Raw genomic sequence first — 18,945 nt, forward strand, 5'->3', positions numbered from 1 at the left:
CTGCCGTGAGCACCACGTTCCGTTCGCTGCGCATATTCAACTATCGTGTCTGGGCGAGCGGCGCGATCGTCTCGAACATCGGCACATGGATGCAGCGCACGGCGCAGGACTGGCTCGTGCTCACCGAGCTTACGCATCACAACGCGACGGCGGTGGGCATCGTGATGTCGCTGCAGTTCGGACCGCAGATGCTGTTGCTGCCGCTCACCGGCTACGCGGCCGATCACTTCGACCGCCGCAAGCTGCTGTTCGCGACCCAGGCGGCAATGGGTACGCTGGCGCTCGCGCTCGGTCTGCTCACGGTCACGGGGCTCGTGCAGCTATGGCACGTCTACGTATTCGCGGGCCTGCTCGGCTGCGTGACCGCGTTCGATTCCCCCGCACGCCAAACCTTCGTATCCGACCTCGTCGGCGAACGCGATCTCGCGAATGCCGTCGCGCTGAACTCCACGTCGTTCAACGCCGCGCGCATGCTCGGGCCAGCGGTCGCGGGTCTGTTGATCGCGTCGGTGGGCAGTGGCTGGGTGTTTCTGATCAACGCGCTTTCGTTCGTCGCCGTGCTCGGTGCACTGCGCATGCTGCGGCTGGACCAGTTACATATCAAGCCGCGCAATGTGCGCTCGCGCGGCAGCTTCGTCGAAGGCTTCAAATATGTCTGGACACGCCCCGATCTGAAGGCGGCGCTCCTGATGCTGTTCCTGATCGGCACCTTCGGCCTGAACTTCCCGATCTTCATCTCGACGATGTCCGTCACCGCGTTCCGTGCGGGCGCGGGCGAGTACGGCGTGCTCAGCTCGACGATGGCGATTGGCTCGGTCACCGGCGCTCTGCTCGCCGCGCGCCGCGCGCGGCCCACCATGGGGCTGCTGCTCGGCGCCGGCGCGATGTTCGGCGTCGGCTGCACGGCGGCTGCGCTGATGCCGAACTACGTGCTGTTCGGCATCGTGCTGATCGCGATCGGCGTGTCGACGCAGACCTTCACCACCTCCACCAATAGCCTCGTGCAACTGACCACCGAACCGGCCATGCGCGGCCGCGTGATCGCGATCCTGCTCGCGATCGCGCTCGGCGGCACACCGCTCGGCGCGCCGGTGGTCGGCTGGGTCGCCGACCGTTTCGGGCCACGCTGGGCGCTCGGCGTCGGCGCTGCATCGGGCTTCGGCGCCGCGCTCGTCGGACTTGTCTATCTGATGCGATACCGGCAACTGCGTTTCTATCGCGAAGGCTGGCGCCTGCGTTACAGCATCGAAGATCCGCGGCCCGTCACGGCCACCACGGTCGTTCCCGACTCCGTAACGACGGTTCAGCGTAGCGAGCTGGACGAGGCGGAAGAGGATACGGCTTCGAGCGTGTAAAAGCGCAAGCGTGTGAGCACCGGATCCTGGCAGGCGCAGCTCAGAGTCCGCCCACGCCGCGCGTCACCCGTGCACACGGTCCGTGCGTCAGCTGCTCCCTGAGAAACTCGATGCACACCTGAATCCGCGCCGACGACGACAAGCGCTCGGCCGTCACCGCGCACACTCCCGTATCCCTCCTTCGCCCACTGCACGACGATGTCGCTCAGATTCGACGCGACCGTGCCTGTCACCTTCACGCTCCTTTCGCCATGCGGCCCGCTCAGGCGCCAGACCCCGAAGCGGTCGTCGCGGCCGCGAAACAGTGGGGCAAGCGGCAGTCGTTTGAAGCCGGTTTGAATGCAATGCCCGGCGCACCCAGGCCGTGGTTAACCCGGAGTGCGCCGCGCCAGCTCGTGACACGCGTCGATCCATCCCGTTGTGCCGCACCGCGGCAACGAGACCAGGAAAATCCTGGCTTGCGCGGCGCCCGTTTAAAGGCGCCAATGATTCAGCCGTAGAAGCTGACAAAAACATTTCCCATTCAGGAGACGTCATGCAAACGAACGCATCGGCAAGCAGCGGGCATAGCTCGCAGGCGCGCAAGGCTACCGCCAGCGGCTGGATCGGCTCGGCACTCGAGTACTACGATTTCTTCATCTATGCGCAGGCCGCCGCCCTGATCTTTCCTCAGCTGTTCTTCCCTTCCGGTAATCCCAAGATCGCGATCGTCGCATCGCTCGCAACCTACGGCGTCGGCTACGTCGCGCGGCCGATCGGCGCGGTCGTGCTCGGGCACTGGGGCGATACACACGGGCGCAAGAACGTACTGCTCGTCTGCATGTTCCTGATGGGTCTGTCGACGATGGCGGTCGGTCTGCTGCCGACCTATCAGCACGTCGGCTTTCTCGCGCCGGTGCTGCTCGTCGTGCTGCGACTGATCCAGGGTTTCGCGGTCGCTGGTGAAATCTCGGGCGCCAGTTCGATGATCCTCGAACACGCGCCATTCGGGCGACGCGGCTTTTACGCGAGCTTCACGCTGCAAGGCGTGCAGGCCGGCCAGATTCTGGCCGCCGCGATCTTCCTGCCGCTCGCCTATTTCATGAACGACGCCTCGTTCAATGCGTGGGGCTGGCGCATTCCCTTCCTGCTCAGCGCGGTCGTGCTGATCGCCGGGTACATCATCCGCCGCGAAGTCGAGGAAACGCCCGCGTTCGAGAAGGAGGACGCGAGCGGCGGCGTGCCGCGCTCGCCGATCGTCGAAGCATTCAAGTACAACTGGGGCGACATGCTGCGCGTCGTGCTGTGCTCGCTGATGAACGTGATCCCGGTCGTCGCGACGATCTTCGGCGCGGCGTACGCGGTGCAGCCGTCGTACGGCATCGGCTTTTCGAAGAGCCTGTATCTGTGGATTCCGGTGATCGGCAACATCGTCGCGGTGCTGGTGATTCCGTACGTGGGCAATCTGTCCGACCGGATCGGGCGGCGTCTGCCGATCATCGTCGGCGCGCTCGGCGCAGGGCTGCTTTCTTTCGCGTATCTGTACGCGATCAGCATCCACAACGTGCCGCTTGCGATGGTGGTGTCGATCCTGATGTGGGGCGTCATCTATCAAGGCTACAACGCGATCTTCCCGAGCTTCTACCCGGAACTGTTCCCGACCCGTTCGCGCGTCTCCGCGATGGCGATCGGCCAGAACATCGGCACGACGATCACCGCGCTGCTGCCCGCGCTGTTCGCCTACGTCGCGCCGCCGGGATCGCACAACGTGCCGCTGACGATCGGCGCGATCACGTTCGCCATCACGATCGTCTGCGCGATCGCCGCATGGAGCGCGCGTGAGAACTTCCGTGTGCGGCTTGGCGACCTCGGCGAAAAGAACGTCGTGCCGCTCGACAAGCTCAGCTACGACGCAATGCGCGCGCAGAGCATGGCCGACGCGAAAAAGGCCGCTGCTTGAGCCCGCTTGCCCTTTAACGCGTCTTGATCAGGACTTTCAGGGAACCCGCTCATGAACCGCACCCGGATCGCCGTCGCCGGCGTGGGGTACATCGGCCGCGCCCATCTGGCGGTCGCGCAGCAAAGCGACGCGTGCACGCTGTCGGCGATCGTCGACCCGTCGCCCGCGGCCGCCGCGCTCGCGGCCGAGGCGGGCGTGCCGCTCTGGTCAAAGGACAGATTTGCGGCTTCGGCGTGGACAGCTATCTGCTCGGGCTGCGCGCGGCGGTATCGGCGGCGGGCTAGCCACGGGAATGCGCCGCGCGGCGCTGGACTCGCGCGGCTAGCGCCATGTTTCGGTCAACTCGTTGGCCAGCACCATCTTCTGGCGCACCGCCTCGACGAAGGCCGCGTCGATGCCCGCCTGCGCCTTCAGGAATTTAAGCGCGGCGGAATGCACGGCGCGCAACGCGCCGCCGTCGATGCCCGTCATACGCGCCGCGCCGCGGCGCGTTTCCTCGACCAGATCGCGCGCGCTCGTGAAGTCGGGCGACAAGCCGCATTGCGCGTCGAACGCGGCGCGCAGACCGGCCGCGTAGTCGCGCGACTCGCCGAGCCGCTCCATATCGATCAGCAAATCGACGCCCTCGCCCATGCGCAGCGCGCAGAGGATCCACAACGCAATGAACGCGCGATACGCGTTGTCGCTGTCCACCGTGCGCGCGAATTGCTCGCAGGCGACGGCATACGCGTCATCGGGCATCGACGGTAGCGGCGGCAGGCGTACGCCGCACACGCCGATCGCTTCGCGCACCAGCGGGTCCATCTGATTCAGACCGAGCACGCGAAACGGCGCGGCGACAAAGAATGCATTGCTCCACTGCTGCCGCAGCATCCAACCCGATGCGAACTGCGATGCGGGATTGCGCAGCACGCCCACGTGCAGCGCCTCGGCAAACGCGCGCTTCAGCCACGGCAGACGACCGCCCGTGCGGCAAAACTTGAAGACGGGTATGCGGCCCTGCTCGATCGTGTGCTCGCTCAGCGCGTGCAGATAGGCCTGCAGTGACGGGAATGTCGCATCGGGATCGCGCGTAAAGCGATCGATGCTGAAGCGCCGGTCGTAACCCGCCACGCCGCGCGTATCTTCGCGCAAAAACGGGCGGTATTCGTCGAAGTAGGGTGCGGCGAGCGGCGGGTGCCCCGAGGTCAAGGTCGGCCGCGAGGCGGGCACGTCGGCGGGTTTGAGATCGGCGAGCACATTGCTGAGCGGCTCGTAAAAACCGGCCGCGCGCTCGTGTTCGCGCAGCCGCGACCACACCCACGTGCCCGCGCTGCGCCAGCCCGTGTGCAGAAAAACCGCCTGTTTCAGCGGAGTATTGGGCGTGGCGTCGTACGCGGACGACTCATGAGGCAACGGCATGGGACTTCTCTTCCAATGATTGGATCAATAGACTGGAAGCGCCACTTTACCCTGTGATCGATCCGGACGCATTATGCTGCGAGATTCCCCGCTCCCGCCATTGCACCCACCTCGCATCCATGAACGATTCGGCCGATATCCGCTTCCTGCTCACGCTGCGCGCGAGCGGCAGCCTGATCGCCGCCGCGCGCCGACTCGCGCTGTCGCCGTCGGCGGTCACGCAGCGCCTGCAGCAACTCGAAAAGAAGCTCGGCATGCAGCTCGTGAACCGCAGCGCGCGCCGCCTGCAATTCACCGACGAAGGCCTGCTGCTGTGCGAGCGCGGCGCCGAACTGATCGAGCAGTTCGACGCGCTGTTCGACGATCTGCAAACGCGCCGCGGCGGCCTCGTCGGCACGCTGAAGATCAACGCGCCGCTCGGTTTCGGACGACGCCATCTGGCGCCGCTGATCGGCGAGTTCCAGCAGCAGAACCCCGACATCGACGTCGCGCTGACGCTGTCCGACCGGCCGTTGACCGAAACGCTCGATCGCTTCGATATCGTCGTGCATATCGGCGAGCTGCCGCCGTCGAACCTGGTCGGCTATACGATCGCGCCGAACGCGCGCTTCGTCTGCGCGGCGCCCGCGCTCGTCAGGCGAATCGGCCAGCCCGAATCGCCGGATGCGTTGAGCCGGCTGCCGTGCATCGTGCTGCGCGAAAACAATGAGGACGTGTCACTGTGGCCATTCAGCAAGGGCCGCACGCGCCGCAGCGTGCGCGTGTCCGCGCATCTGAGTTGCAACGACGGTGACGTGATCCGCCAATGGGCCTGCGAGGGACGCGGCGTGATTCTGCGCTCCGAATGGGACGTCGCCGAGGATCTTGCGAAGGGCAAACTCGTGCGTCTGCTGCCGGGCTGGAAAGCGCCGGACGCGAACGTGATCGCGCTCACGCATCAGCGGGCGGGACTGCCCGCGCGCACGCGCCATTTCATGCAGTATCTGCAAGGCCGCTTCAGGCCGTTGCCACCGTGGCGGCGGTGATTCAGTCCATCTGAATCTAACAGTCAATCTATCTGAACGCTGAAGTACTATCGAAAACCTATAATTGACTCATCCTCAACAGCCGGCCCCATGCAATCATGACTGCCGCCGCCCATTCCACCGACACCCCCGCCTACCCCGACGCGGTCCTGTTCGACCTGCTAACCGCCCTGCTCGACTCGTGGACCTCATGGAACCGTGCGGCAGGCTCGGACGAAGCGGGCCGCGCATGGCGTGCCGCCTATCTGCGTCTGACATACGGCTGCGGCCGCTACGTTCCCTACGAACACCTGGTGCGCGAGGCCGCCACGCAAGTCGGTTTGTCCGAATCGGCCGCGAACGCGCTCGAGGCGAACTGGCTGAACCTGACGCCGTGGCCCGGCGCGCTCGGTGCGTTGCGCGCGCTCGCGCCGCACTGCAAGCTCGCGATCGTCACCAATTGCTCGACGCGGCTCGGCTCGCGGGCGGCCGCGCTCTTGCCCGTGCGCTGGGACGCGATCGTGACCGCCGAGGAAGCCGGCGTCTACAAGCCGGACCCGCAACCGTACCGCCTCGCGCTCGACAAGCTCGGCGTCGAGCCGCGCCGCGCCGCGTTCGTCGCCGGCTCGAGCTACGACATGTTCGGCACCGCGGCCGTCGGTTTGCGGACTTACTGGCACAACCACGTCGGCCTGCCGCTCGTCACGGGAGCGCAGGCGCCCGAGGTCGAAGCGGCCTCGCTCGAGGGGCTGGTGCCGTGGCTCGCAGGCTTTGGCCGCGATCGTCGTCACTGAATCTCCAACCTCACCTCGCTCCTCAGGTGCAAACATGAAACTCGAACAGATCGAAACCCCGGCCGCGCTGATCGACGTCGCGCGGATGCAGAAGAACATCGCGCGGATGCAGGGGCTGATGAATGCGCTCGGCGTCGCGTTCCGGCCGCACGTGAAGACCACCAAGTGCATCGACGTCGTGCGCGCGCAGATCGCCGCCGGCGCGCGCGGCATTACGGTGTCGACGCTGAAGGAAGCGGAAGCGTTCTTCGCGGCCGGCGTCGACGACATCCTGTACGCCGTCAGCATGGTTCCGTCGAAGCTGCCGCGCGCGCTCGCGCTGCGCCGCCAGGGCTGCGAACTGAAGCTCGTGGTCGACAATCCGACCGCCGCCACGGCGATCGCCGCGTTCGGCGACCAGCACGGCGAAACGTTCGAGGTCTGGATCGAGGTCGATACAGACGGACATCGCTCGGGCATCCAGCCCGAACAGCAGACGCTGCTCGACGTCGGGCGGATTCTGCACGAGAACGGCGTGAAGGTCGGCGGCGTGATGACCCATGCGGGTTCGAGCTACGAGTTGAATACGCCTGAGGCGCTCGCCGCGCTCGCGGAGCAGGAGCGCGCGGGCTGCGTGCGCGCCGCCGAACGGTTGCGCGAGGCGGGCATCGCGTGTCCGGCCGTCAGCGTCGGTTCGACGCCGACCGCGCTCGCCGCGCGGCATCTCGAAGGCGTCACCGAGGTGCGGGCCGGCGTCTACGTGCTGTTCGATCTGGTCATGCACAACGTGGGCGTTTGCACGCTCGACGACATCGCGCTTAGCGTACTCACGACCGTGATCGGTCATCAGGAAGACAAAGGCTGGGCGATTCTCGACGCGGGCTGGATGGCGTTAAGCCGTGATCGCGGTACGTCGCGGCAGTCGCACGATTTCGGCTATGGGCAGCCGTGTTTGCTCAATGGCACGTTGCTGCCGGACTATGTCGTGAGCGGCGCCAATCAGGAGCATGGGATTCTTGCGGCGGTTCCGGCCGATGCGCGAGCCGATGCACGGACCGAAGACATCGCGCAGCGCTTTCCGATCGGTATGAAACTGCGCATCCTGCCGAACCACGCTTGTGCGACCGGCGCGCAGTTCCCCGAGTATCACGCGGTTGCGCCGGACGGCAGCAGCGTCGAATGGCAGCGATTTTACGGCTGGTAGGTCGGCGGCTTCAAAACATGCCCGGCGCACTCGGCACACTCAAGGAGAACCAACGCCTTCTGCCAGAATCATCCATCGCCCATAGACGGACGTGAATCCCGCCGTTAGCGTGGAATCTCCACAGGAATACAGAGGATTCTTGCATGTCCGAGTTGAATGAACCAGACGGCGTTCGCGTCGTGCTGAGCGCCCCGCAACTGGCGGCGGTGCTGACCCGCCAGTCGATCAGTCAGACCGAAATGCTTTCTAACCGGCTATGGGGCGGGTTGCAACTCGTCGGCGGTTTGCTGGAAATGGTCGGTGCTGGGGCATTGTGTGTCATGCCAGAACCGACCATGGCGAGCAAGGCCGGGTGTATTGTGTTCGGCGCACATGGGTCTGATACGACGTCGGCGGGTTTGCGTCAAATCTGGACGGCCCGGGATACGGCCACGCTGACACAGCTGGGCACGACGAAGCTGGCCGAGACAATGAGGGCGGGTCCTGACGCGGCGAACAACATCGGCCTCTTTCTTGATCTAGCAGTCTCGGTGAGCGTGGCGGGATCGATCAAGGCAGTACGGGCGTCCGAGATCACGATGGGCCGGTTCAGGCTGATGCAGCATGAAGCAAAGCCTGGCAGCCGCTTTGGCGGGCATACATTCGAAAAGCATGTGGCACGGACTGAAGCACAGTTGCGTGAGCGACTGGCGCGCGAACCAAAGCGCCGGGTTGTTTCATCGTTCACTGATCTACAAACGGCAGAGTGGGCGATTTCCAAGGTCATACAGGACAACGCGGCCCGGATAACGACGTGGGCGCAATCTCATACCGGTTCCATACGCCTGGAACTGACGGGCGATGCAGGTAGGCAGGTAGGGTACGGGGTCATTCGCAAGACGGGGGAGATGGTGAATCTGAGCAAGGTTCACATGTTCTTGATCCGGAAGGAATATAACGGCATGCCATACTACGTCCTGACCGCCTACCTGATGCCATGAGCTTACTGTGAAAGACGAATCACCTTACCCGAATCTGGATTTTCTGATTCATGGCTATTTCAATGAAGATTTCGATTTATGGGGCAACAACGTACAGGAAATTGTCACGTGCTTCAAAAAAGAGAGCGACGAGACCCTTCATAAGTTAGTCGTGGATGAAATCGATCGTTTTGCAAGCGACCATTCCGCCAACCTGGACGGATATTTTGAGGAAATCTATGGCCTCTACGTTGATCCCGAACCGTGGGGTCACACGACCGCCTCATTTCTCGATGAAGTGAAGCGTCTCCTGAGAGAGTAGATAGCCCCAAACCTGCCGCGAAACGTCGGTCACTCATCCACTTCCGACAACCCCGCCAACAGATCGTCGACCGCGCGATACACGCGCTCGACGATCTCCGGTCCCACCTTGCGCTCGAGCTCGCGATAGTGCGCCTCGAGATCCTTCGAAATCACGCGCACCAGTTCGACGCTCGTATCGGTCAGCGACACGAGCACGCGCCGCTGATCCTCCGCGAAACGTTCTTTCGTCACGAGTTCCATGCTCTCCATGCGCGCGAGCACGCCGGCCATGCTCGGGCTCGAAATCGTGCAGATGTCGGAGATGTGGCGCGGCTCCATCGGGCCGTGCTCGTTGAGCGCGCGAATCACGCGCCATTGCTGCTCGGTGAGTCCATGCGCGGTGATCAACGGACGAAAACGCTCCATCATTTTTTCGCGGGCGCGTAACAACAGCATTGGCAAATTGCGGTGCAAAACTCGGGTGGACGCAGCGGACATGGCGGCAAGGAATCAGAAAAAAACAGCTGTCGAAGCTTACGGGAAAACCCGCGATCAACCGGCAGCCTATTGACCGTCGATGATATCAAGCGGGATACTACTAACATCTTAGTGTTTTCGCAAAACTTTCGCCACGAGGCTGCGCATTTATGTTTGCCCTTGCCGATCATCTGCTGCATCCCGAAGGCGACGCGCTGCCTCGCGACGTGGACGCGCACACCGCGGCCGCGTTGCTGGCACGCGGCGTTGCGTGTCGCGCGCCGGTCAGCGGCGTCGTGTACGGCGCCCTGCTGAACGATCGCGCCGCCTTGAACGCGCTGGGCGACGCACTGCATGCGGCACCGTACAAGGCACCGCCGAAAGCGCCGATTCTGTATCTGAAGCCGCGCAACACGCTGGCCGGGCATCGGGCGCGCGTGGTCGTGCCGGATAACACGCTCGGCGTCGAGGTGGGCGCGTCGCTCGGCATCGTGATCGGCCGTACCGCGACGCGCGTCGGCGTCGAGCGCGCGGCGGACTACATCGCCGGCTATACGCTGGTCGGCGATCTGAGCGTGCCGCATACCAACGTGTATCGCCCGAACGTGCGACTGCGCGCATGCGACGGCTTCTGCGTGATCGGACCGGCGCTCGTCGCCGCGCGCCACGTCGCGGCGCCGGATCGGCTCGACATCGCCGTCTCGCTGAACCGCGCCGAACCGTTCACGGCAAGCACCGCAACCTCGGTGCGCAACGTCGCGCAATTGCTCGCCGACGTCACCGATTTCATGACGCTGAACGCGGGCGACGTGCTCACGCTCGGCGTCCGGCACGGCTCGCCGGTCGCACATGTCGGCGATACGGCCACGCTGTCGATCGGCACGCTGCCGCCCTTGACCATATCGTTCATCGGCATGGATCAACACAACGGAGAACCATCATGATGCGCGGCCGCGTCGCCTATGCGGGAGCGATTCACGAAGCGTATCCGCACGAGCAGGGTGTCCGCCTCGCCGACGGCCGCGTGCGTCGCGAGGACGAAGTGGTCTGGCTTGCGCCGATCGAAGTCGGCACGATCTTCGCGCTCGGCCTGAACTACGCCGAGCACGCGAAGGAATTGCAGTTCAGCAAACAGGAAGAACCGCTGGTGTTTCTGAAGGGGCCCGGCACGGTGCTCGGCCATCGCGGCGTCACGCGTCGCCCCGCCGACGTCACGTTCATGCACTACGAGTGCGAGCTCGCGGTCGTGATCGGGCGAACCGCGCAAAACGTCGCGCGTGAAGACGCCATGCAGCACGTGGCGGGCTACATGATCGCGAACGACTACGCGATTCGCGACTACCTCGAAAACTACTATCGCCCGAATCTGCGCGTGAAGAATCGCGACGGCGGCACGGTGCTCGGCCCCTGGTTCGTCGACGCCGCCGACATCGCCGACGTCACGCAGCTCGAGCTGCGCACGTTCGTCAACGGCACGCGTCAGCAATGCGGCAATACGCGCGATCTCGTCACGGACATCCGCGCACTGATCGAATACTTGAGCGGCTTCATGACGCTCGCGCCCGGCGACGTGATCCTGACCGGCACGCCCGAAGGCATCGTCAACGTCAACACGGGCGACGAAGTCGTCTGCGAAATCGACGGCCTCGGCCGTCTCGTCAACACGATCGCCTCGGACGCGGACTTCGGCCGCACCTGATCGACAGCAAAAACCCACCGAACAGCGAAAGGACAAGGCAATGCCGATCGACCATCTGATCAACGGCGAGGCGTGCACCTCGAGCGACTATTTCGAAACCGTCAATCCGGCCACCCAGGAAGTGCTCGCCGAGGTCGCACGCGGCGGCGCGAAGGAGATCGATGCGGCCGTGCAAGCGGCCAAAGGCGCCTTCCCCGCCTGGGCCGCGAAACCCGCCGCGGAACGCGCGAAGCTGATTCGCAAACTCGGCGAGCTGATCACGAAGCACGTGCCGGAAATCTCGGAGACCGAAACGAAGGACACCGGCCAGACGATCTCGCAGACGCGCAAGCAACTGGTGCCGCGCGCGGCCGACAACTTCAGCTATTTCGCCGAGATGTGCACGCGCGTAGACGGCCACACGTACCCGACCGACTCGCATCTGAACTACACGCTGTTTCATCCGGTCGGCGTGTGCGCGCTAATCTCGCCGTGGAACGTGCCGTTCATGACGGCCACCTGGAAGGTGGCGCCCTGCCTCGCGTTCGGCAACACCGCTGTGCTGAAGATGAGCGAGCTGTCGCCGCTGAGCGCCTCGATGCTCGGCAAGCTCGCGCTCGAAGCGGGCATCCCGGCGGGCGTGCTGAACGTCGTGCACGGCTATGGCAAGGAAGCGGGCGAGCCACTCGTTGCGCATCGCGACGTGCGCGCGGTGTCGTTCACCGGGTCGACCGCGACCGGCAATCGCATCGTGCAGACCGCGGGCCTGAAGAAGTTCTCGATGGAGCTTGGCGGCAAGTCGCCGTTCGTGATCTTCGACGACGCCGACTTCGAACGCGCGCTCGATGCCGCTGTGTTCATGATCTTCTCGAACAATGGCGAGCGCTGCACCGCGGGCTCGCGCATTCTCGTGCAGCGCTCCATTTACGCGCGGTTTGCCGAGCGCTTCGTCGAGCGCGCGAAGCGTCTGACGGTTGGCGATCCGCTCGCGGACAGTACGATCGTCGGCCCGATGATCAGCCAGGGGCATCTCGCCAAAGTGCGCAGCTATATCGAGCTCGGCCCGAAGGAAGGTGCCACGCTTGCGTGCGGCGGGCTCGATACGCCCGAGTTGCCCGACGCCTTGCGTCACGGCAATTTCGTCGCGCCGACCGTGTTCCTCGACGTCGACAACCGTATGCGCATCGCGCAGGAAGAGATCTTCGGACCGGTCGCGTGCCTGATTCCGTTCGACGATGAAGCCGAGGCGATCCGTCTCGCCAACGATATTTCGTATGGTCTGTCGAGCTATATCTGGACCGAGAACACGGGCCGCGCGCTGCGCGTGGCGGCCGCCGTCGAAGCCGGCATGTGCTTCGTGAACAGCCAGAACGTGCGCGATCTGCGCCAGCCGTTCGGCGGCACGAAGGCGTCGGGTGTGGGCCGTGAAGGCGGGACGTGGAGTTATGAAGTGTTCCTCGAACCGAAGAACGTCTGCGTGTCGCTCGGCTCGCATCATATTCCGCGCTGGGGCATTTGATCGCGACGTCAAACGAAATTGCTAAAGCATGGGACCGGAGTAAGAGCTGACGCTCTAACTCCGCTCGACACTGGAGACCGCGATGGGCAAACTCGCGTTGGCAGCAAAAGTTACACATGTGCCGTCGTTGTATTTATCCGAGCTCGACGGTCCGCACAAGGGTTGCCGTCAGGCCGCGATCGACGGACACCATGAAATCGGCCGACGCTGCCGCGAACTTGGCGTCGATACGATCGTCGTGTTCGACGTGCACTGGCTAGTGAATAGCGAATACCACATCAATTGCGCGCCGAAGTTCGAAGGCGTGTACACGAGCAACGAGCTGCCGCATTTCATCAGGAACATGCCGTACGCGTATCCGGGCAATGTCGGGCTTGGTCAGCTGATCGCGGACATCGCCAACGAAATGGGCGTGAAAAGCCGCGCGCACAGCGAGACCACGCTCGAGCTCGAATACGGCACGCTGGTGCCGATGCGCTATATGAACGGCGATCAGCACTTCAAGGCGGTGTCGGTGGCGGGCTGGTGCATGTGGCACGACCTCGCGACCAGCGCGCGTTTCGGCCTCGCGGTACGCAAGGCCATCGAAGAACGCTACGACGGTACGGTGGCCATTCTCGCGAGCGGCTCGCTGTCGCATCACTTCGCGAACAACGGCACCGCCGAGCAGTTCATGCACAAAGTCTGGAGCCCGTTCCTCGAACAGATGGATTGCAGCGTGGTGCGCATGTGGGAAGCCGGCGACTGGAAGACCTTCTGCGACATGCTGCCGCTCTACAACGAGAAATGTTGGGGCGAAGGCGGCATGCACGATACCGCGATGCTGCTCGGTGCGCTCGGCTGGGATCGTTACGACGGCAAGGTCGAAGTCGTCACGCCTTATTTCGGCAGTTCGGGCACCGGCCAGATCAACGCGATCTTCCCGGTCACGCCGCTACCCGTCTGACACTCGCGAAGGAATCGCCATGCCTCACTTGACACTCGAATACAGCGCCAACCTCGCGGACGCGCAACGCCTCGGCGAACTATGCAAAGACCTCGCGCAGTGCCTCGACGCGCAGCGCGATAACGGCGAGCGCGTCTATCCGCTCGGCGGCATCCGCGTGCGCGCGCTGCGCTGCGACCAGTACTGCATCGCCGATGGGCGGCCCGACGCCGCGTTCCTGCACGCGAATCTGAAGATCGGCGCGGGCCGCCCGGAGGCCGTCAAGAAGGCGACCGGCGAGGCGCTGTTCGCGCTGATCAAGCAGCGCTTCGCCACTGAGTTCGAACGGCAGGGGCTCGCGTTGTCGCTCGAAATCAACGAGTTCAGCGAAGCGGGCACCTGGAAGCACAACAATCTGCACGCGCGGTTCAAGGGCTGACATCAACATGCTAGACGAACAAACCATTCGCGACCTCGCCGCGCAACTCGATCACGCGGAAAAGACCCGCACGCAGCTGCGCCATTTTTCCGCGCAGTATCCAGAGATGACCGTACAGGACGGCTACGCGATACAACGCGAGTGGGTCAAGCTGAAACTCGCCGAAGGCCACGTAATCAAGGGCAGGAAGATCGGCCTGACGTCGCGCGCGATGCAGCGCTCGTCGCAGATCGACGAACCGGACTATGCGCCCCTGCTCGACAGCATGTTCATCGAAAGTGGCCAGGACATTCGCGTGGATCGCTTCATCGCGCCGCGCGTCGAAGTGGAACTCGCGTTCGTGCTGAACAAACCGCTGAAGGGCCCCGGCGTCACACTGTTCGCTGTGCTCGACGCGACCGCGTACGTGAGCCCGGCCGTCGAAATCATCGACGCGCGCATCGAGCAGTTCGATCGCGAAACACGCGCGCCGCGCAGGGTCCATGACACGATCTCCGACTTCGCCGCGAACGCGGGCGTCGTGCTCGGCGGCCGGCCGGTGCGTCCGCTCGACGTCGACCTGCGCTGGGTCGGCGCGCTGCTGTACAAGAACGGCGCGGTCGAGGAAAGCGGGCTCGCGGCGGCGGTGCTCAACCATCCGGCCACCGGCGTCGCGTGGCTCGCCAACAAAATTGCTCCGCATGACGAATCGTTGAATGCGGGCGACGTGATCCTGAGCGGCTCGTTCACGAGCCCGGTTCCCGCCCGCGCGGGCGACACGTTCCACATCGACTATGGCCCGCTCGGCGGCATCGGTTTGAATTTCATCTGAACGCATCAATATGTCCTTGCCGAACAACCCCTTCAAGCGCGCGCTCGCCGAAGGCAGACCGCAGTTCGGCCTGTGGGCCGCGCTCGCCGACGCCTACGTGACCGAGCTGCTCGCCACCGCCGGCTTCGACTGGCTACTGATCGACAACGAGCACGCACCGAACGACGTACGCAGCACGCTGTCGCAATTGCAGGCGGTCGCCGCGTATCCGTCGCATCCGGTCGTGCGGCCGGTACGCAGCGACGCCGCGCTGATCAAGCAGTTGCTCGACATCGGCGCGCAAACGCTGCTGCTGCCAATGATCGACACGGCCGCGCAAGCGCTCGATGCGGTCGCGGCCACGCGTTATCCGCCACAAGGCATTCGCGGCGTCGGCAGCGCGCTCGCGCGTGCGTCGCGCTGGAATCGCGTGCCCGACTATCTGGACACCGCCGCCGACGAACTGTGCGTGATCGTGCAGGCGGAGACCGTGCAGAGCCTCGACAATCTCGTGGAGATCGCGCATGTGGATGGCGTCGATGGCGTGTTTTTCGGGCCGTCGGATCTGAGCGCGTCGATGGGATTGCTCGGCAAGCCGGGCGACGCGCGCGTGCGCGACGCGATTCGCCACGGCATCGACACCGTGCGCACCGCTGGCAAGGCTGCGGGCGTGCTCGCCCCTGATCCCGCGCTGGCGGCCGAATATCTGGCGGCGGGCGCGACCTTCGTCGCGGTCGGCACGGACACCGGCTTGCTGAGCCGCGCGGCCGCGGACCTCGCCGCGTCGTACAAGAACCTGGCGGCGAGCGCGCCGCAGGTCAAAGGCGGGTATTGAAGCGAAAGCCTTTCACTTCCCCTACTCGCCCGCCGGCCAAGGCAAGCCTCGCGCCGACCAATCCAGCTCGACCCCCATCACACAGCGCCCGCTCGCCAGCTGCACGGCAAGTGTCACTGCGATGCACGGCCGCCCGCTCGCGAGCGACAGATAAGGATTACTGGTGACCGCCTCGCCGGGCAGCAGCACCGCATTGCGGAAGTACGGCCGATGATCCCAGCGCGCATCGCGCGGATTCGCGACCGGCTGCAGCGACGCCGCGTCCTCGCACCACGCCGGCCCGCGCACCTCGTGACCGATCTGGCGGCCGGTGTCGTCGAGGATGAAACAGCTGATGCAACGCTTGAAGGTGGCGAGCAGCGCGAACGCGTCGTCCATCATGGCGCCGGCGCGCAAGCCGTCGGCCGCGCGCCGCAGTTCGAGCCGGTACGGCTCCATTTCGGATTCGAACAACGCATGCTGATGCGCACGGCCCTGCGCGATCACGTCGAACGCATCGTCGATCTGGCGATGCACCGAGTCGGGCGGCGCGATCTCTGCCGCGGGCCGCCCTAGCAGATAGCCCTGCGCGAAATCGACATTCGACTCGACCGCGAGAATCAGCTCGTCGGCCGTCTCGACGCCTTCGACGACCACCAGCATCCCCGCCTGGTGCAGCAGCGACACGAGTTTCGGCAGGATCGGCTGCTGCGTGCCGTACGTGGTCGCGCGGATCAGCTCGCCGTCGAGCTTGACGAGGTCCGGCCGGATCCGCAGCAGCCGGTCGAGATTCGACTGGCCCGCGCCGAAGTCGTCGACTGCGATCAGGAAGCCGTGCTGGCGATAGCGCGCCGCCGCGCGCGACATCTCATCGACGCTGCCGCCATGCGATTCGAGAATCTCCAGAATCACGCGCTCGGGTTCGAGCCCTGCGGCGCGCACGATCTTCGTCAACTGGTCGGCGTAGCCTTCGGCGACGAAGGTGGACGGCAGGATGTTCAGGAACAGCCACGCGTCGCCGGGCAGCGCGCGACGCGCGTTGCCGAGATGCACCGCGTGGCTCGCGCGGTCGAGCGCGCCTTCGTCGCTCGACGGCTTCGGCGCGAACATCACGACCGGCGGCACCAGCGTGCCGTCGTCATGCTCTCCGCGCAGCAGCGCCTCGAAGCCGACCTGCTTCTGATGCGATAGGCTGTAGAGCGGCTGAAAGTGCGAGATCAGATAGAAGTCTTCCCAGCGGTAGCGCGCCGGGTCGGCGCTCGGATCGCCGAACGATGACTGCAGCGCGTCGAACGGCAGCGCGCGCTCCGCGCAGACACGGTTGCGCCCCGTCTGCTTCGCGCGCAATAACGCTTCGTCCGCGCGATCGAGCAGCATCATGAAGCTTTCGCCGCGCCGATGCTCGGCGACGCCGAAGCTCGCGGTCAGATGGCCGTCCGGCCGTTCGATCGCGGCGATGTCGAGACGCAGCCGCTCGGCGATCTGCAGCGCGCCGGTGAGATCATCGTCGAGCAGCAGCGCGAATTCCTCGCCGCCGACGCGGCTCACGCTTGGGTAGAGCGCAACCGCGTCCTTCAGCACCTGCGCGACCTGGAACAGCGCATGGTCGCCGACCGCATGACCGAAGCGGTCGTTGAGCGACTTGAAGCTGTCGATGTCGAGAAAGATCGCGCAGATCTGCGCCCCTGGCGCCAGCGTCTCGAGGCGTCCCTCCGCGTGCTTGACGAACGAGCGACGATTTTGCAGGCCGGTCAGCGGATCGGTCGCCGCGAGTTGCGCGAGCTGGCTCTCGAGCAGAAAGTGATTGCGCCGGAAACGGTAGAAGCCGAAATGGAATACCACCGCCGTCGGCGCACCGATCGCGATGACCCACGTCCACACGGCCGCGTCGACCTCGGGCGCATGAGCTTTGCCGCGCAGCAGCGCGATGGCCGCCGCGTAGAAGACCACGCTGCCGGTGACGAAATGCGCGGGCGTAAGCCATAGCGGCGCCGCGCAGATCGGTATCACCACGAATGCGGGCAATAGCCACGGCAACGGATGCGCGAGGCCCTTCGCATTCAGCACGAGCCCGGCGATCAGCACCAGTTCGTACGCGACGCCGATCGCGCCGAACAGCGCCGTCGACTTCGCGCGCGGGATCGCCAGCACCAGCAGCGCGAGCAGGAGCGCGCATAGCAGCCGGTACGCGAGCGGCCCGGCCGGTGCGCCGACCAGTTCGCGCGCCGTTACCATGCACAGGAACGCAACCACCGTGAAGCCCATCGTCACGAGGGAAAGCGGCCGCTGATGGTCGAGCGAGCGCCGGTGAAAGCGCTCACGCATGCTTGGCTCGGGCAGGTGCTGCGTCGGGATGGCAGACATAGATGGTTGATCAGGGTTTCCGGTCACTCCGCCAATAGTTATCGGCAAACGTTCGATAAACATTTATGGCTAACGTAACACGACGTATAAATTCGGCGCCTGCGTGCCGAACGACGCCGCGCCGATCTTTCGCGCGACTCACCATCCGCCGAATGCATGATTAAAAGACTAAAGCTCAAAGCAGGCCGGATTGCCGGCTAATACACCTATGGTTCCGCAAGCCTTTTCGCACGCCAGGCGAAGATTAACCTTTCAATTTCTTTTAAGCAGCAAAAATTACGCAATTCATGTGGCTCGATTGCGCGCTTATTACCGTATAAGCCGAGCAATGGAAAGTGGCTAAAAGCCTGTGTCTTAAGTAGACTGCTTGCAATGTGTGCCGGGCACCCTAGACAACCCGGTAGAAATGACGTAATCGGCGCCCGATTGCCGACGACTCCGATGCTCAATGGCTGTCACGTCCGCAATGTGCAACGGGCCGCGACCACTTCCGGAAAACATGGTCCCAATCCTCAACTATCTGCTCGAACGCCAAATCTCGCCGCAATGGCGCGGCATGCTGAGCGCGCTGGCGAGCGAGTTCGAAGCGCAAATCGGACACGACGAGCTGCGCCAGCTGATGCATCGCGTCGGCAGCCGTTTCGCGCTCGCGTATCCGCTGCCCGCCTGCGCATCGACGGCCGAGCTCGAGCAGGTGTTGAATTCTTACTGGCATCAGATGGATTGGGGTTACGTCGCGCTCGCCGATGAGGCGGAGTCGCTGCGCATCATTCACTATTGCGCGCCGCTGCCCGCCTTCGGCGAATCGGCGCTCGCCTGGACGCCGGCATTTCTCGAAGGCGCCTATCAGACGTGGTTGAGCGCGTTGGGCGCGCAGGGTTTGTCGGTCGTGCAGACGAGCGCGTTCGGCGAGGACAGCTCGCTCGAATTCCGCCTCGGCCGTCACCCCGCCTGAGCACCAGCGGGTGCTGCACGCGTACGTGCGAACGAGCGTGCGACGG

At 64.6% G+C, this 18,945-nt stretch carries 18 protein-coding genes and 3 pseudogenes; 17 read left to right on the forward strand and 4 right to left on the reverse strand.

Annotated features, from left to right (window positions below):
• Positions 1–5 precede the first annotated feature (5 nt).
• Positions 6–1,355, forward strand: coding sequence for an MFS transporter (locus tag HDG34_RS29790; protein WP_184065168.1), 1,350 nt, complete (start codon positions 6–8; stop codon positions 1,353–1,355).
• Positions 1,356–1,395: 40 nt separating this feature from the next.
• Here HDG34_RS29790 and HDG34_RS39550 read toward each other — a convergent pair.
• Positions 1,396–1,660 (reverse strand): annotated as a pseudogene (locus HDG34_RS39550) (LysR family transcriptional regulator); the annotation flags it as partial.
• A gap of 230 nt (positions 1,661–1,890) precedes the next feature.
• On the opposite strand from HDG34_RS39550, the gene HDG34_RS29795 reads away from it, so the two are divergent.
• From HDG34_RS29795 to HDG34_RS39560, 3 genes and pseudogenes are all read left to right on the forward strand, one after another.
• Positions 1,891–3,294 carry an MFS transporter gene (locus tag HDG34_RS29795; RefSeq protein ID WP_090806323.1) on the forward strand — a complete coding sequence of 468 codons (1,404 nt, stop codon included), beginning with the start codon at positions 1,891–1,893 and terminating at the stop codon, positions 3,292–3,294.
• 51 nt (positions 3,295–3,345) lie between these two features.
• Positions 3,346–3,501: pseudogene (locus HDG34_RS39555) on the forward strand (Gfo/Idh/MocA family oxidoreductase); the annotation flags it as partial.
• Positions 3,492–3,578 (forward strand): annotated as a pseudogene (locus HDG34_RS39560) (3-dehydroquinate dehydratase); the annotation flags it as partial. The pseudogenes HDG34_RS39555 and HDG34_RS39560, both read left to right, overlap by 10 nt.
• 37 nt (positions 3,579–3,615) lie before the next feature.
• Here HDG34_RS39560 and HDG34_RS29805 read toward each other — a convergent pair.
• Positions 3,616–4,695, reverse strand: a complete 1,080-nt coding sequence (locus tag HDG34_RS29805) for a hypothetical protein (RefSeq protein ID WP_184065171.1) — start codon at positions 4,693–4,695, stop codon at positions 3,616–3,618.
• A 119-nt stretch (positions 4,696–4,814) separates the two neighbouring features.
• On the opposite strand from HDG34_RS29805, the gene HDG34_RS29810 reads away from it, so the two are divergent.
• From HDG34_RS29810 to HDG34_RS29830, 5 genes are all read left to right on the forward strand, one after another.
• Positions 4,815–5,720 carry a LysR substrate-binding domain-containing protein gene (locus tag HDG34_RS29810; RefSeq protein ID WP_184065174.1) on the forward strand — a complete coding sequence of 302 codons (906 nt, stop codon included), beginning with the start codon at positions 4,815–4,817 and terminating at the stop codon, positions 5,718–5,720.
• Between the two features lie 98 nt (positions 5,721–5,818).
• Entirely contained in the window at positions 5,819–6,493 is a 675-nt protein-coding gene (locus HDG34_RS29815; protein ID WP_184065177.1) for an HAD family hydrolase, read from the forward strand.
• 34 nt (positions 6,494–6,527) lie between these two features.
• Positions 6,528–7,676: a DSD1 family PLP-dependent enzyme gene (locus HDG34_RS29820; protein WP_184065180.1), complete on the forward strand. Its 1,149-nt coding sequence runs from the start codon at positions 6,528–6,530 to the stop codon at positions 7,674–7,676.
• 143 nt (positions 7,677–7,819) lie between these two features.
• Positions 7,820–8,656 (forward strand): RNase A-like domain-containing protein, encoded by an 837-nt coding sequence (locus HDG34_RS29825; RefSeq protein WP_184065183.1) that lies wholly within the window; start codon positions 7,820–7,822, stop codon positions 8,654–8,656.
• A gap of 7 nt (positions 8,657–8,663) precedes the next feature.
• Entirely contained in the window at positions 8,664–8,957 is a 294-nt protein-coding gene (locus HDG34_RS29830; RefSeq protein WP_184065187.1) for a contact-dependent growth inhibition system immunity protein, read from the forward strand.
• A 29-nt stretch (positions 8,958–8,986) separates the two neighbouring features.
• On the opposite strand, the gene hpaR is transcribed toward HDG34_RS29830, so the two are convergent.
• A complete protein-coding gene (hpaR, locus tag HDG34_RS29835) occupies positions 8,987–9,394 on the reverse strand; it encodes a homoprotocatechuate degradation operon regulator HpaR (protein ID WP_184065190.1) in 408 nt (135 codons plus the stop codon).
• 191 nt (positions 9,395–9,585) lie between these two features.
• On the opposite strand from hpaR, the gene HDG34_RS29840 reads away from it, so the two are divergent.
• From HDG34_RS29840 to hpaI, 7 genes are all read left to right on the forward strand, one after another.
• Complete coding sequence (locus HDG34_RS29840; protein WP_184065209.1) at positions 9,586–10,359, forward strand: fumarylacetoacetate hydrolase family protein; 774 nt, start codon at positions 9,586–9,588, stop codon at positions 10,357–10,359.
• Positions 10,356–11,114, forward strand: a complete 759-nt coding sequence (locus HDG34_RS29845) for a fumarylacetoacetate hydrolase family protein (RefSeq protein WP_184065227.1) — start codon at positions 10,356–10,358, stop codon at positions 11,112–11,114. The genes HDG34_RS29840 and HDG34_RS29845 overlap by 4 nt, the downstream gene beginning before the upstream one ends.
• 40 nt (positions 11,115–11,154) lie before the next feature.
• Positions 11,155–12,612: a 5-carboxymethyl-2-hydroxymuconate semialdehyde dehydrogenase gene (hpaE, locus tag HDG34_RS29850; protein ID WP_184065230.1), complete on the forward strand. Its 1,458-nt coding sequence runs from the start codon at positions 11,155–11,157 to the stop codon at positions 12,610–12,612.
• An 82-nt stretch (positions 12,613–12,694) separates the two neighbouring features.
• Complete coding sequence (hpaD, locus tag HDG34_RS29855) at positions 12,695–13,558, forward strand: 3,4-dihydroxyphenylacetate 2,3-dioxygenase (RefSeq protein ID WP_184065233.1); 864 nt, start codon at positions 12,695–12,697, stop codon at positions 13,556–13,558.
• Between the two features lie 19 nt (positions 13,559–13,577).
• Entirely contained in the window at positions 13,578–13,976 is a 399-nt protein-coding gene (locus HDG34_RS29860) for a 5-carboxymethyl-2-hydroxymuconate Delta-isomerase (RefSeq protein WP_184065236.1), read from the forward strand.
• Between the two features lie 7 nt (positions 13,977–13,983).
• On the forward strand, positions 13,984–14,787 hold the full coding sequence (gene hpaH / locus HDG34_RS29865; RefSeq protein WP_184065239.1) for a 2-oxo-hept-4-ene-1,7-dioate hydratase: 804 nt from the start codon (positions 13,984–13,986) through the stop codon (positions 14,785–14,787).
• Positions 14,788–14,797: 10 nt separating this feature from the next.
• The gene (gene hpaI, locus HDG34_RS29870) at positions 14,798–15,601 is read left to right on the forward strand and encodes a 4-hydroxy-2-oxoheptanedioate aldolase (RefSeq protein WP_184065242.1); all 804 of its coding nucleotides are present in this window, start codon (positions 14,798–14,800) and stop codon (positions 15,599–15,601) included.
• A 21-nt stretch (positions 15,602–15,622) separates the two neighbouring features.
• Here hpaI and HDG34_RS29875 read toward each other — a convergent pair whose 3' ends face one another.
• Entirely contained in the window at positions 15,623–17,944 is a 2,322-nt protein-coding gene (locus HDG34_RS29875; RefSeq protein ID WP_184065245.1) for a bifunctional diguanylate cyclase/phosphodiesterase, read from the reverse strand.
• Between the two features lie 499 nt (positions 17,945–18,443).
• Between HDG34_RS29875 and bcsD the strand changes: the two genes are divergently transcribed.
• On the forward strand, positions 18,444–18,899 hold the full coding sequence (gene bcsD, locus HDG34_RS29880) for a cellulose biosynthesis protein BcsD (protein WP_090806351.1): 456 nt from the start codon (positions 18,444–18,446) through the stop codon (positions 18,897–18,899).
• Positions 18,900–18,945: the final 46 nt, after the last annotated feature.

This window comes from Paraburkholderia sp. HC6.4b, from assembly GCF_014200875.1.
Taxonomy (GTDB): Bacteria; Pseudomonadota; Gammaproteobacteria; order Burkholderiales; family Burkholderiaceae; genus Paraburkholderia; species Paraburkholderia tuberum.